The sequence below is a fragment of the Acidovorax cavernicola genome (assembly GCF_003581445.1).
In genome coordinates this window covers 1-13,676 of the sequence record NZ_QXMN01000051.1, presented here as the reverse complement: position 1 = coordinate 13,676, position 13,676 = coordinate 1, and the positions used below count along the sequence as shown (strand labels likewise).

The window sequence follows — 13,676 nt, the reverse complement described above, 5'->3', positions numbered from 1 at the left end:
GGCTGCAAACGTAGAATCGTCCCGCCAACGGGAACGCGCATGAAATACCTCCTGTGGCTGCTCAAGGCAGCCATTTTTTTTACGCTCTTCGCCTTCGCGCTGAACAACCAGCACGACGCGACCGTCTACTTCTTCTTCGGAACCCACTGGCGCGCGCCGCTGGTGCTCGTCGTGCTCGCGGCCTTTGCCGGCGGGCTCGTGGTGGGCGCGCTGGGCATGCTGCCCGGCTGGTGGAAGCACCGCGCCGCCGCGGCGCAGGTGCCCGCCACCTCCGAAGCCCCCTCGACCGTGCCGCTGGCCGCCGCGACCGCACCCGCGGCAGCACCGTCCATCTCCGCCACCGACCTTCCCGCCGTACGTCAACATGGACTTTGATCCCAGCTGGCTGCTGATCGGCCTGCCCGTCGCATTCGTGCTGGGCTGGCTCGCATCGCGCTTCGACATCCGCCAGCTCAAGCTCGAGAACCGGCAAGCCCCGAAAGCGTACTTCCGAGGCCTGAACTTCCTGCTCAACGAGCAGCAGGACCAGGCCATCGACGCCTTCATCGAGGCCGTGCAGAACGACCCCGACACGCAGGAGCTGCACTTCGCGCTCGGCAACCTGTTCCGCCGCCGCGGCGAGTACCAGCGCGCCGTGCGCGTGCACGAGCACCTGCTGGGCCGCGGCGACCTGAGCCGCGTCGACCGCGAGCGCGCACAGCATGCGCTGGCGCAAGACTTCCTGCGCGCCGGCCTGCTCGACCGCGCTGAAGCGGCGCTGCAGAAGCTCGAAGGCACGCGCTACGAGAACGAGGCCCGGCTTGCGCTGCTGGCCATCTACGAACGCTCGCGCGAATGGGCACAGGCCGCCGACGTGGCGCAGAAGCTCGACGAGTCCGACCAGGCCAGCTACAGCACGCGCCGCGCCCACCACCTGTGCGAGCAGGCCAACGAACGCGTCGCAGCGGGCGACCTTCCCGGCGCCAACGCCCTGCTCACGCAGGCCCGAGCCCTGGCACCGCAGGCGCCGCGTCCGGCCATCGATACCGCCACCTTGCAGTTGCGCAACGGCGAAGCCGCCGCAGCGTTCGACACGCTCGAGGGCCTCAGCGACACGGCGCCGCTGGCACTGCCGCTGTACGCCGCATCGCTGCAGAAGGCCGCGATCGCCGCGCATCGCGAAGGTGAAGCGCTGGCACTGCTGCAGCGGCGCTATGCCGAATCGCCGTCGATCGACGTGCTCGAAGCGCTGATCGCCCTCGGCGGCACACCCGCAGCACCAGAGGCCACCGACGCCCCCGTCGAAGCACCCACACCGCGCGACAGCTACATCGCCCACCTCGCGCACCAGCCCTCGCTGGTCGCCGCCTCGCGTTGGCTGGCCGGCGAGCGTTTCGAGCACGAGCAGTTCCACCCGCAGGTGCAACGCGCACTCGACCAGGCCACCCGGCCGCTCATGCGCTATCGCTGCGCGGCCTGCGGCTTCGAGGCGCACCAGTACTTCTGGCACTGCCCCGGCTGCCAGGCTTGGGACAGCTATCCGCCGCGTCGCGTGGAAGAACTCTGACCACGGTTCAGAACAATCGTCACACGGGGCCCTGGGCCCCGTTTTGACGTCAACTGGCGCACGCGCCCTCTCGTTGAGCCGAAGCCGATATTCCTGTCGGCATAGTCATAGCAACGATTCAAGAGGGAGTTTTCAACATGTTCAAGAAAGTCATCGCCACGCTCGCCATGTGCTTCGCGGCCGCCTCGTTCGCCGCCGTCGATGCCAACAAGGCCACGGCCGCCGACCTCGACGGTCTCAAGGGCGTCGGCCCGTCGCTGTCCCAGCGCATCCTCGATGCCCGCAAGGCAGGCGAGTTCAAGGACTGGCCCGACCTCATGCAGCGCGTGAAGGGTGTGAAGGAAAAGAGCGCGGCCAAGCTGTCGGCCGAGGGCCTGACGGTCAACGGCCAGAGCTTCAACGGCGCTGCGGCGCCTGCCAAGGCAAGCAAGACCGCCAAGGTGGCCGACGCCAAACCGGCCAAGCAGTGACGCCGTCCTGAAACACAAGCCGCCACCCACGAGGTGGCAGTGCGCTCGAAGAAACCGCCTTCACGGCGGTTTTTTTACGCCCGCACCTGGTGCCGCATCGACACCACATGGCAGGGAAATGCCTCAGCGAATGGCCCGGAATTTGCACGTATGCTTTTCTTTCATTTAGCTTTGACTACATTCCGGAGCGCGTTCATGAATCACAAGTTCGGTATGGCCCTCGTGGGACTCACCCTCGGTGCCGCAGCCTTCGCCCAGACCAAGTGGGACCTTCCCACCGCCTACCCGGCGACCAACTACCACACCGAGAACATCACCCAGTTCGCCAAGGACGTGGACGCAGCCACCGGCGGCAAGCTGAAGATCACGGTGCATGCCAATGCCTCGCTGTTCAAGGCCCCCGAGATCAAGCGCGCCGTGCAAAGCGGCCAGGCCCAGGCCGGCGAGATCCTGCTGGCCAACTACGCCAACGAGAACCCGATCTATGCGCTGGACGGCGTACCCTTCCTGGCCACCACCTACCCCGAGGCCCGCAAGCTGTACGACGCCTCCAAGCCGGCCATGGACAAGCTGCTCGCCGCGCAAGGCATCAAGGTGCTGTTCGTGGTGCCGTGGGCGCCGCAGGGCATATACACCAAGAAGGAGATCGGCTCGGTGGCCGACCTGCGTGGCATCAAGTGGCGCGCCTACAGTCCGGCCACGGCCAAGATCGCGGAACTCATCGGCGCGCAGCCGGTGCAGATCCAGCAGGCCGAACTGAGCGCAGCCATGGCCACCGGCGTGATCGAGAGCTACATGAGCTCGGGCTCCACCGGCTACGACACCAAGACCTTCGAGCACATCAAGAACTTCTACGACACGCAGGCCTGGATTCCGAAGAACGCGATCCTGGTGAATGCCAAGGCCTTCGACGCGCTCGATGCCGCCGGCAAGGCTGCTGTCACGAAAGCCGCGGCCGATGCCGAGGCGCGCGGCTGGAAGGTCGCGCAGGAGAAGAACGACGAGTACAAGCGCCTGCTGGCCGAGCGCGGCATGAAGATCCACAAGCCCTCGCCCAAGCTGGACACCGACATGCGCCAGGTCGGCGGCATCATGCAGTCCGACTGGCTCAAGGCTGCGGGTGCGGACGGCGCAGCCATCGTCGACGCCTACAAGAAAAAGTAAGCGATGCGCCGGTTTCTCGATCGCCTGTACGACGGTGCAGGAGCGCTCGGTGCGTTCTGCGTGTTCCTGATCTTCGTGCTGATGATCGTGGCCGGCGTGGGCCGGCAGATGAACTGGCATGTGAGCGGGCTCAATGACGCGGTGGCCTGGCTGTGCGCGGCCGCTGCCTTCTTCGCGATGGCGCATGCCTTCCGCCACGGCGACTTCGTGCGCGTCACGCTGCTGCTGGACGTCGTGCCGCTCAAGGTGCGCCGCGCGCTCGACGTGACCTGCCTGTTGATCGCCGCCGTCTCCGTCGCCTACCTGACCTACTGGGCCACCAGCTTCACCTGGGAGAGCTACGAGTTCAAGGAGATGGCCACGGGCCTGCTCGTGATCCCGATCTGGATTCCGCAATCGAGCTTCGTCATCGGCTGCTGGTTGCTGCTGATCGCCATGGTCGACGAACTGGTCGGCGTGGTGCGCGGCGAGAAGCCCAGCTACCAGCGCGCTGTCGAAGAACGCCACGCGGCGGGCGACTTCTCTTCCGACGTCTGAACCCAGACCCTACGAACGACAACAACAACCAAGACACCCGATGCTCGAAACCCTTTTGATGGGCGCGCTGCTGCTCGGCATCATGCTGTTGCTGCTGGCCGGCGGCGTGTGGATCGCCATGACCCTGGCCATCGTCGGCTGGGTCGGCCAGGCCTTCTTCACCAACACGCTGCCAGGCAAGAACCTGTTCTCGGCCTTCTGGGAAAGCAACGCCAGCTGGGAGCTGGCGGCGCTGCCCCTGTTCATCTGGATGGGTGAAATCCTGTTCCGAACCAAGCTCAGCGAAGAAATGTTCGAGGGCTTGAGGCCGTGGCTCAACCGCGTGCCTGGTCGGCTCATGCACACCACCATCCTGGGCTGCGGCGTGTTCGGCTCGGTGTCGGGCTCCTCGGCCGCCACCTGCGCCACCATCGCCAAGGTGGCGCTGCCCGAACTCAAGCGCCGCGGCTACAACGAGAAGCTGGCCATCGGCTCGCTGGCCACGGCCGGCACGCTGGGCATCCTGATTCCGCCGTCGATCACGATGGTGGTGTACGCGGTGGCCGCCGACGCTTCCATCATCCGCATCTTCCTGGCCGGCTTCCTGCCGGGCTTCCTGCTGATGCTGCTGTTCTCGGGCTACATCGGCTGGTGGAGCCTGCGCCACCCCGACCAGGTGCCGCCGGCCGACCCGCCCACCACCTTCATGCAGAAGATCCGCCTGTCGGGCAACCTGATTCCCTGCGCGCTGCTGATCGTGTTCATCGTCTGGGTGCTGGTGGCCGGCTGGGCCACGGCCACCGAGTGCGCGGCCTTCGGCGTGCTGGGCTCGCTGGCCATCGCGGCCTGGGGCCGCAGCCTTACGTGGAAGAACTTCAAGGACGGGATCATGGGTGCCACGCGCACCAGCTGCATGATCATGTTCATCCTGGCGGGCGCGGCCTTCCTGACGAAGACCATGGCCTTCACCGGCATTCCGCGCGAGCTGGCCGAATGGGTCGACAGCATGCACCTGTCGCCCTACGCGCTGATCGGCGCGCTGGTGCTGGTCTACCTGGTGCTGGGCACGGCGCTGGATGGCATCTCGATGATCGTGCTGACCAGCGCGGTGGTGCTGCCGATGATCCAGAAGGCGGGCTTCGACCTGGTCTGGTTCGGCATCTTCATCGTGCTGCTGGTGGAGATCGCCGAGGTCACGCCGCCGGTGGGCTTCAACCTGTTCGTGCTGCAGAACATGACCGGCAAGGACAGCAACGTGATCGCCAAGGCGGCCATTCCGTTCTTCTTCTGCCTCGTGCTGTGCATCGTGCTCATCACGCTGTTCCCGGGTATCGTCACGAGCCTGCCCGACCTGGTGATGGGCTCCGAAAAATGACAGTGCGACGACAAGGGAACGGATGCCGCCTCTATTGCCGGTTCTAGCGATCTGCGTGGGCGCCTCGTGCGGCGCCCTCGCCCGATGGGGCCTGGGCCTCTGGCTCAACACCGGCGGCCCCGTGCCCTACGGCACGCTGGCCGCCAACCTGGTCGGCGGTTACCTCGTGGGCGTGGCGGTGGCCGTCTTCCAGGCGATGCCGCAGCTCGATCCGGTGTGGCGGCTGCTGCTCATCACCGGCTTCCTCGGCGGGCTCACGACCTTCTCGAGCTTCTCGGCCGAAGTGGTCGCGCTGCTGCTCGACGGGCGGCCATTGCTGGCGCTGGGCACCGGCCTGCTGCATCTGTGCGGCTCGCTGGTGCTGACCTGGCTGGGCATTCGCACCGTCCAGTTCGCGCTCGCCTCCTGACACTGCAAAAACTGCCCGCGCTCCTGCGGTTATAGACAGAAGCTTCCCAGAGGGTCGGTCGATAGAATCGACCCCAATGCCCCTCGCCCTTCTCGTCGCACTCCCCTTTCTTGCCAGCGTGCTGGCCGCGTTGATGCCGTCCAACGCGCGCAACCGGGAGTCGACCCTCGCGGGCCTCGTCGCATTGGGCTGCGCCATCCAGGTCGCATGGCTCTTTCCGCAGATCGCGCATGGCAACGTGCTGCGCCAGGAAATCGAATGGCTGCCGGCCCTCGGCCTGAACCTCGTGTTCCGCCTCGACGGCTTCGCGTGGCTGTTCTGCATGCTGGTGCTGGGCATCGGAGCGCTGGTGGTGCTCTATGCGCGCTACTACATGTCGGCCTCCGACCCGGTGCCGCGTTTCTTCTCGTTCTTCCTCGCGTTCATGGGCGCGATGATGGGCGTGGTGCTCTCGGGCAACCTGATCCAGATGGTGCTGTTCTGGGAACTCACCAGCCTCTTCTCCTTCCTGCTGATCGGCTACTGGCACCACCGGCGCGACGCGCGACGCGGCGCGCGCATGGCGCTCACCGTCACCGGCGCGGGTGGGCTGTGCCTGCTGGCCGGCGTGCTCGTGCTGGGCCGCATCGCGGGCAGCTACGAACTCGACGTGGTGCTGGCCTCGGGCGACATCATCCGCGCGCACGCGCTGTACCCGGTGGCGCTGGTGCTGGTGCTGCTGGGTGCGTTCACCAAGAGCGCCCAGTTCCCGTTCCACTTCTGGCTGCCACGCGCCATGGCGGCGCCGACGCCGGTGTCGGCCTACCTGCACTCGGCCACGATGGTGAAGCTGGGCGTGTTCCTGATGGCGCGGCTGTGGCCCGTGCTCTCGGGCACCGAGCAATGGTTCTGGATGGTGGGCGGCGCGGGCGCGATCACGCTGCTGCTGGGCGGCTTCGCGGCCATGTTCCAGCGCGATCTGAAGGCGCTGCTGGCCTACTCGACCATCTCGCACCTGGGCCTCATCACGCTGCTGCTGGGCCTGAACAGCCCGCTCGCGGCGGTGGCGGCTGTGTTCCACGTGATGAACCACGCGACCTTCAAGGCGTCGCTGTTCATGGCGGCCGGCATCATCGACCACGAGACCGGCACGCGCGACATCCGCAAGCTCAGCGGCCTGATGCGCCTGATGCCGATCACCGGCACGCTGGCCATCATCGCCAGCGCCTCGATGGCCGGCGTGCCGCTGCTCAACGGCTTTCTCTCGAAGGAAATGTTCTTCGCCGAGACCGTCTTCATCCAGGCCACGCCCTGGATCGACCTGAGCCTGCCTGTCATCGCCACCATCGCGGGCATCTTCAGCGTGGCGTACTCCGCGCGCTTCGTGTTCGACGTGTTCTTCGGCCCGCCCTGCGGCCCCGACGTGCCCAAGCCTCCGCACGAACCTCCGCACTGGATGCGCGTGCCGGTCGAGCTGCTGGTGCTGGTGTGCCTGGTGGTGGGCGTGGCGCCCGCATGGTCGATCGGCCCGATGCTGGCCGCTGCGGCCACGCCGGTGGTCGGCGGCACGTTGCCCACCTACAGCCTGGCCGTGTGGCACGGCTTCAACCTGCCGCTGCTGATGAGCTTCGTCGCGCTGGCAGGCGGCGCCGTGGTCTACCTGCTGCTGCGCCGCCCCCTGGGCACCGGCCGCCTCGAGCGCACCCCGTTGCTGCACCGCTTCGACGGTCAGGTCATCTTCGAACACCTGATCGCACTGCTGAGCGAAACCGGCCGGCGCAGCCGGCGCCTGTTCGGCACGCGCCGCCTGCAGTGGCAACTGCTGTGGCTGGTGGTCGTGGCCGTGGCGGGCGCCGCGGCCTCGCTGTGGGCCACGCCGGCCGAGCGCGGCACGCGCGAGCTGCTGCCGTTCTCGCCGATGTTCGCGATGACCTGGCTCATCGGCTGCGTCTGCGCCGTGGCCGCCGCCTGGCAGGCCAAGTTCCACCGGCTCGCGGCGCTGATGCTGGCCGCGGGTGCCGGGTTGGTCTCGTGCGTCACGTACATCTGGTTCTCGGCCCCCGACCTTGCGCTCACGCAGCTGGTGGTCGAGGCCGTGACCACGGTGCTGATCCTGCTGGGTCTGCGCTGGCTGCCGATGCGCAGCAAGGACGTGGTGCAGCCCGCGCGCATGCGCCTGATCCCGTGGGGCCGCCGCGGGCGCGACCTGCTGGTGGCCACCATCGCCGGTTGCGGCATGGCGGCGCTGGCCTGGGCGCTGATGACGCGCACCTTCCCGCAGAGCATCTCGCCCTTCTTCCTCGAACGCGCGCTCACCGAAGGCGGCGGCACCAACGTGGTCAACGTGATGCTGGTCGACTTCCGCGGCTTCGACACCTTCGGCGAGATCACCGTGCTGGGCATCGTGGCGCTCACCGTGTACGCGCTGCTGCGGCGCTTCCGCCCGGCCATCGAATCGATGGCGCTGCCCATCCAGCAGCGCCAGCAGGTCGACGACGGCAGCAGCGACCTGCTGAATCCGCGCCGAGCCAAGGACTCCGCCATCGGCTACCTGATGGTGCCGGCCGTGCTGGTGCGGCTGGTGCTGCCGGTGGCCGTGCTGGTCTCGGTGTATTTCTTCATGCGGGGCCACAACGCGCCCGGCGGCGGCTTTGTCGCGGGGCTGGTGATGTCGGTCGCGCTGCTGCTGCAGTTCATCGTCTCGGGCACCGAGTGGGTGGAGGAGCACCTGCGCATCTACCCACGCCGCTGGATCGCCATCGGCCTGCTGTTCGCGCTCGCCACCGGCGGCGGTGCGATCGCGTTCGGCTACCCCTTCCTGACCACGCACACCGCACACGTGCACGTGCCGCTCCTGGGCGACATGCACGTGCCCAGCGCCCTCTTCTTCGACATCGGCGTGTTCGCGCTGGTGCTCGGTGCCACCATGCTGATCCTGACCGCGCTGGCCCACCAGTCCATCCGAAGCCATCGCTGGGCCGACGAACAAGAAGAGAAAGAAGCGGAGGCACGCGCCGCCGCCGAAGCCGAAGCTGCAGAAGCAGCCGCCACCGGAGGGACCCGCTGATGGAAATCGTGCTGGCCATCGCCATCGGCGTGCTCACCGGTTCGGGCGTGTACCTGCTGCTGCGTCCGCGCACCTTCCAGGTCATCATGGGCCTGACGCTGATCTCGTACGCGGTCAACCTCTTCATCTTCAGCATGGGCCGGCTCAAGGTCGACAGCGAGCCGGTGCTGGTCGAAGGCTTCAAGGCCACGCTGGCCAACACGGCCGATCCGATGCCGCAGGCGCTGGTGCTCACCGCCATCGTGATCGGCTTCGCGATGACGGCGCTGTTCCTCGTCGTGATGCTCGCCTCGCGCGGCCTGTCGGGCACCGACCACGTGGACGGTGAAGAGCGGGAGGCGGTGGAATGAGCGCCGCACGGCCGCCCGAAGGCGCGGGCCCCCTTGAGGGGGCGGGCGCAGCACACGCAGTGGCAAGCCTGGGGGTGAGTCAATGAACGACCTCTTGCATCTGCTTGACCGCTTCCTCGAGTTCAGCATGCCGCACCTGGTGGCAGTGCCGATCCTCGTGCCCATGCTCACGGCGGCGCTGATGCTGCTGATGAACGAGAACCACCGGCGCACCAAGTCGTTCCTCAGCGTGGTCTCTGGCCTGATCGGCATGCTCGCGGCGCTCGCACTGCTGCGCTGGGTGAACGCGCCCGACACCGGCGGCGGCCCAGGCTCCATCGGCGTGTACCTGCCGGGCAACTGGCGCGCGCCCTTCGGCATCGTGCTGGTGGCAGACCGCCTCTCCACGATGATGGTCGCGCTCACAGGCGTGATCGCCTTCGCAGCTTCCATCTATTCGACCTCGCGCTGGGACCGCGCGGGCGTGCACTTCCATCCGCTGCTGCAGCTGCAGCTCATGGGCCTGAACGGCGCCTTCCTCACGGGCGACCTGTTCAACCTGTTCGTCTTCTTCGAGGTGATGCTCGCGGCCTCGTACGGCCTGCTGCTGCATGGCTCGGGCCGGCTGCGCGTGCGTGCCGGGCTGCACTACATCGCGATCAACCTCGCGGCCTCGTCGCTGTTCCTGATCGGCGCGGCCATCCTGTACGGCGTGACCGGCACGCTCAACATGGCCGACCTGGGCGCGCGCATCGCCGAACTCGCGCCCGGCGACCGCGGCCTGGTGCACGCGGCCGCGGCCATCCTGGCCACCGCCTTCTTCGCCAAGGCAGGCGCATGGCCGCTCAACTTCTGGCTGGTGCCGGCCTACAGCGCGGCCGTGTCGCCGGTGGGCGCGGTGTTTGCGCTGCTGACCAAGCTCGGCGTGTACACCGTGCTGCGCCTGTGGACCGTGCTGTTCGCACCCGACACCGGCGCCTCGGCCGCCTTCGGGCAGGCCGCGCTGGTGAGCGTGGGGCTGGCCACGCTGTTCGTGGGCGCCATCGGCATCGTGGGCACACAGCGGCTGTCGAACCTCGCAGGCTCCAGCGTGCTGGTGTCGGCAGGCACGCTGCTGGCCGCCGTCGGGCTGGGCGAGCCGGCCGTGTGGGCTGGCGCGCTCTACTACATGCTGAGTTCCACGCTCGCGGTGGCGGCCTTCTTCCTGCTGATCGACATGGTCGAGCGCTGGCGCAACGCAGGCATGAGCGTCGCGCCGTACGAGGCGGCGGGCAACGCGCCGTTCCTGGCCGAAGACCTGCGCGCGCTCGACAACGTGAACCTCGACGACGACGCCCAGGCGCTCTACGGCCGCGCCATTCCGGCCGGGGTGGCCTTCCTGGGCCTGAGCTTCATGCTCTGCACGCTGCTGCTGGCAGGCCTGCCGCCGCTGTCCGGCTTTGTCGGCAAGTTCGCGATGCTCTCGGGCCTGCTCGACGGCAAGGTCGTCAGCATCGCCGGGTGGACTTTCCTCGCACTGTTGATCGTCTCGGGCTTTCTCTCGCTGATCGCGCTGAGCCGCACCGGCATCCGTCACTTCTGGACGCAGCATCACCCCACCATGCCCTCGCTGCCCGCGCTCGAGGTGCTGCCGGTGGCCGCCCTGCTCGCAGCCTGCGTGGCACTGACGGTCTGGGCCGAGCCCGTGATGCAGCACGCGCAAGCCACCGCCGGCGGCCTGCGCACGCCCACGGCGTACCGCGAAGCCGTGCTCGGCGCGAAGCAGAAGCCCAACCCGGTGCCCGCGAAAGAGGAGGCCAAGCCATGAAGCGCCTGATGCCCTCCCCGCCGCTGTCGTTCGCGCTGTTCGTCATCTGGCTGCTGCTCAACCAGTCGCTCGAAGCGGCCACGCTGCTGTCGGCCGCGCTGCTCGCCATTGCCGTGCCGCTGATCACCAAGGGCCTGCGCCCCGCCACCGTGCGCATGCGCCGGCCCGGCGTCGCGCTGCGGCTGTCGTTCCTCGTCACCTTCGACATGCTGAAGTCGGCGTACGACGTGGCCCGGCTGCTGCTCACGCGCCGCACCGAGGACATCTCGGCGAACTTCGTGCAGATTCCACTCGACATGCGCGACCCCAACGGGCTCGCCGTGCTCGCGATGATCATGTGCCTCACACCCGGCACCGCCTGGGGCGAGGTGTCGTTCGACCGCACCACGCTGCTCATCCACGTGTTCGACCTCGAGGACGAGGCGGCCTTCATCGCCCTGATCAAGACCCGCTACGAACGTCCGCTGATGGAGATCTTCGAATCATGACGCCTGTTCTCTACTGGGCCCTGAAGGCCGCGCTCTTCCTGCTGGCCGTGGCCATGCTGTGCGCCGTGACGCGCCTCTTGATCGGCCCGTCGGCGCAAGACCGCGTGATGGCGCTCGATTGCCTTTACATCAACGGCATGCTGATGATGCTAGTGCTGGGCATCAACTACGCGAGCAGCGTGTACTTCGAGGCGGCGATGCTGGTCGCGCTCTTCGGCTTCGTCGGGTCGACCTCGCTGGCCAAGTTCCTGCTGCGCGGGGAGGTCATTGAATGACCACAACGCCACTGCCCCTCTGGGCCGAGATCATCACCGCCGTGTTCGCGGTGCTGGGTGCGGCCTTCGCGGCCATCGGCTCCTTCGGCCTGGTGCGCCTGCCCACCTTTTTCCGCCGCATCCATGCGCCCACGCTGGGCGCCACGGTGGGCGCCTGGTGCCTGACGGTGGCCACCATCGCCTACTTCTCGGTGCAGGGCTTCAGCCTGTTCCTGCATGCGATGCTGATCGTGCTGTTCATCGTGCTGACGGCGCCGATCACCACGATCTTCCTGATGCGCGCCGCCCTCTTCCGCGAACGGCAGAAGGGCAACACCAAGGTGCCGCCCGCCGCCAAGTCGGGCTGAGGCTGCCTCCCTCCTCAGGTCAGTTGGGCGCCATGCGCACACCCTTGTCGAGGAATTCGTTGGTGAACAGCGTCGGGGGGTCGTAGGCCTTCTCGATGCCGATCAGCGACGACACCAGTTCGTAGTCGGCCTTCACGCGCGCGCCGTCGAAGGCACCGAGCGCCACCTTGGTGGTGGTGTCGTCGCGCATCAGCTGCTTGATGCGGTTCCACTGGTCGCGCTGGTTGTCGGGCGTGAGGCCGCTCACGCTGGCCTGCAGCGCCTGCAGGCAGGGCTCGAAGTTCTTCACGCAGGCGTCGTAGGCGCGCTGCGTCACGGCAACGAACTTCTTCACCTGACCCGGGTTCTTCGCGAGGTACGGGCCGTTCACGATCAGCGAATTGCCGTACACGTTCACGCCCGCATCGCGCCACGGCTGGAAGCCCAGGTCGGCGCCGAACTCGCGCGCCTTCAGGTCGTGCTCGTTGTAGAAGTCGCTGATGATGTCGACCGACTTGCTCTTCAGCGCCGCCACCTTGGCCTGCGGGCTCACGTTGACGAAAGTGACGCTGGCCGGGTCGAGCCCCACCTTCTTCGCGAAGGCAGGCCACATGAGGCGTGCAGCATCGCCGGGCGGATTGCCGATCTTGCGCCCCGCGAAGTCCTTCGGGCCATTGATGCCCGAGGACTTGAGCCAGTAGAAGCCTTGCGGGCTGTTGGCGTAGATGACCATCACGGCCTTCACGTCGGCGCCCTTGCCCTTGGCCTGGATCGTGGTGGGCAGGTCGGAAATACCGAGGTCGCTGCCGCCCGTGCCCACGCGCTGGGCCGACACGGCCGAGCCCTTGCCGGCCTCGATGTTCAGGTCGATGCCCGCCTCGGTGTACCAGCCCTTGGCTTTCGCAAAGTAGATCGGCGCATGATCGGCCGTGGGCGTCCAGTTGAGCATCAGGCTCATGGCATCGGCCGCGAATGCGGCGGGGGCCGAGGCCATCAGCAAGGCGGTGGCGCCGGCGACCGACAACAGCTTTTTCATGCGGATCTCTCCAAAAGAAGGTAAAAATCAGGTCCTGAAATTCATATTACCAACTGTTTGGTTGACAAGCAATCCAGATCATCCAGACCGCATCGCCACCGACGGGAGAATCAAAACACCATGACCGCCACCAGTTCCACGAGCCCCAAGAGCCCCGCCCGCACCGTTGCCACCAAGCGCGAACGCGACCCTGTCGCCGCCAAGCAGGCACTCATCGCCGCGGCGGTGGCCGAGTTCGCCAGCAAGGGTTTCGCGGGTGCGCGCGTCGACGAGATCGCCGCGGCGGCCGGGGTCAACAAGCAGCTCGTCTACCACTACTTCGACAGCAAGCAGGGCCTGTACCTGGTGGCACTCGAATCGGTCTATGCCGAGATCCGGGAGAAGGAACAGAAGCTCACGCTGAACGAGCTCGAGCCGCTCGAGGCCATGAAGCAGCTCGTGGCTTTCTCCTTCGACTACCTGGCCGAGCACCCCGAGTTCATCGCACTGCTGGCCGACGAGAATCGCAGCCACGGCGCGAACCTGCACGAGTCGGAGCGACTGCAGAAGATGCACTCGCCCTTCATCGAGATGCTGGAAGCCACACTCGAGCGCGGCGTGGCGGCGGGCGTGTTTCGGCCCGACTTCGATGCGATCAACCTCTACATCTCGATCGCCGGCATCTCGTACTTCTTCTTCTCCAACAACCACACGCTCTCGGCCATCTTCGGCAAGGCGCTGGATGCGCGCGGCGCGCTGCTGCAGCGCCGCCGGCACGTGATCGAGTTCGCGATCAACGCGCTGCGACCCGACAAGGACGTCGCATGAAAATTATCAACTAGTTGGTTGACTCGGGTCGTGGCGAATCCTATGATTCGCCGCATTGCTTCCCCGTCTCTTATACCCATCT

The 13,676-nt window shown here is 67.0% G+C and carries 15 protein-coding genes; 14 read left to right on the top strand and 1 reads right to left on the bottom strand.

The features are described from left to right. Nucleotides 1-39 precede the first annotated feature (39 nt). From D3H34_RS27230 to mnhG, 13 genes are all read left to right on the top strand, one after another. A complete protein-coding gene (locus tag D3H34_RS27230; protein ID WP_119557600.1) occupies nt 40-375 on the top strand; it encodes a LapA family protein in 336 nt (111 codons plus the stop codon). Beyond that, a complete protein-coding gene (lapB, locus tag D3H34_RS27225; RefSeq protein ID WP_119557598.1) occupies nt 365-1,546 on the top strand; it encodes a lipopolysaccharide assembly protein LapB in 1,182 nt (393 codons plus the stop codon). The genes D3H34_RS27230 and lapB overlap by 11 nt, the downstream gene beginning before the upstream one ends. A 137-nt stretch (nt 1,547-1,683) precedes the next feature. After that, the gene (locus D3H34_RS27220) at nt 1,684-2,016 is read left to right on the top strand and encodes a ComEA family DNA-binding protein (protein ID WP_119557596.1); all 333 of its coding nucleotides are present in this window, start codon (nt 1,684-1,686) and stop codon (nt 2,014-2,016) included. Between the two features lie 195 nt (nt 2,017-2,211). Continuing rightward, nucleotides 2,212-3,180 (top strand): TRAP transporter substrate-binding protein, encoded by a 969-nt coding sequence (locus tag D3H34_RS27215; protein ID WP_119557594.1) that lies wholly within the window; start codon nt 2,212-2,214, stop codon nt 3,178-3,180. A 3-nt stretch (nt 3,181-3,183) separates the two neighbouring features. Next, the gene (locus D3H34_RS27210; protein ID WP_119557592.1) at nt 3,184-3,717 is read left to right on the top strand and encodes a TRAP transporter small permease; all 534 of its coding nucleotides are present in this window, start codon (nt 3,184-3,186) and stop codon (nt 3,715-3,717) included. 40 nt (nt 3,718-3,757) lie between these two features. Then, nucleotides 3,758-5,071 carry a TRAP transporter large permease gene (locus tag D3H34_RS27205; RefSeq protein ID WP_205736820.1) on the top strand — a complete coding sequence of 438 codons (1,314 nt, stop codon included), beginning with the start codon at nt 3,758-3,760 and terminating at the stop codon, nt 5,069-5,071. A gap of 22 nt (nt 5,072-5,093) precedes the next feature. Next, the gene (gene crcB / locus D3H34_RS27200; protein WP_119557590.1) at nt 5,094-5,480 is read left to right on the top strand and encodes a fluoride efflux transporter CrcB; all 387 of its coding nucleotides are present in this window, start codon (nt 5,094-5,096) and stop codon (nt 5,478-5,480) included. A gap of 76 nt (nt 5,481-5,556) precedes the next feature. Beyond that, nucleotides 5,557-8,526 (top strand): monovalent cation/H+ antiporter subunit A, encoded by a 2,970-nt coding sequence (locus tag D3H34_RS27195; RefSeq protein ID WP_119557589.1) that lies wholly within the window; start codon nt 5,557-5,559, stop codon nt 8,524-8,526. Further along, the gene (locus D3H34_RS27190; protein WP_056582686.1) at nt 8,526-8,876 is read left to right on the top strand and encodes a Na+/H+ antiporter subunit C; all 351 of its coding nucleotides are present in this window, start codon (nt 8,526-8,528) and stop codon (nt 8,874-8,876) included. Before D3H34_RS27195 ends, D3H34_RS27190 begins: the two co-directional genes overlap by 1 nt. Nucleotides 8,877-8,958: 82 nt before the next feature. Then, nucleotides 8,959-10,662 carry a monovalent cation/H+ antiporter subunit D gene (locus D3H34_RS27185; RefSeq protein ID WP_119557587.1) on the top strand — a complete coding sequence of 568 codons (1,704 nt, stop codon included), beginning with the start codon at nt 8,959-8,961 and terminating at the stop codon, nt 10,660-10,662. Further along, complete coding sequence (locus D3H34_RS27180; protein WP_119557584.1) at nt 10,659-11,150, top strand: Na+/H+ antiporter subunit E; 492 nt, start codon at nt 10,659-10,661, stop codon at nt 11,148-11,150. The genes D3H34_RS27185 and D3H34_RS27180 overlap by 4 nt, the downstream gene beginning before the upstream one ends. After that, complete coding sequence (locus D3H34_RS27175) at nt 11,147-11,425, top strand: K+/H+ antiporter subunit F (protein WP_119557582.1); 279 nt, start codon at nt 11,147-11,149, stop codon at nt 11,423-11,425. The genes D3H34_RS27180 and D3H34_RS27175 overlap by 4 nt, the downstream gene beginning before the upstream one ends. Beyond that, a complete protein-coding gene (mnhG, locus tag D3H34_RS27170; protein WP_119557580.1) occupies nt 11,422-11,772 on the top strand; it encodes a monovalent cation/H(+) antiporter subunit G in 351 nt (116 codons plus the stop codon). Before D3H34_RS27175 ends, mnhG begins: the two co-directional genes overlap by 4 nt. Nucleotides 11,773-11,791: 19 nt before the next feature. On the opposite strand, the gene D3H34_RS27165 is transcribed toward mnhG, so the two are convergent. Beyond that, nucleotides 11,792-12,787 carry an ABC transporter substrate-binding protein gene (locus D3H34_RS27165; RefSeq protein WP_167481284.1) on the bottom strand — a complete coding sequence of 332 codons (996 nt, stop codon included), beginning with the start codon at nt 12,785-12,787 and terminating at the stop codon, nt 11,792-11,794. Nucleotides 12,788-12,907: 120 nt separating this feature from the next. On the opposite strand from D3H34_RS27165, the gene D3H34_RS27160 reads away from it, so the two are divergent. Continuing rightward, complete coding sequence (locus tag D3H34_RS27160; protein WP_119557578.1) at nt 12,908-13,594, top strand: TetR family transcriptional regulator; 687 nt, start codon at nt 12,908-12,910, stop codon at nt 13,592-13,594. Nucleotides 13,595-13,676: the final 82 nt, after the last annotated feature.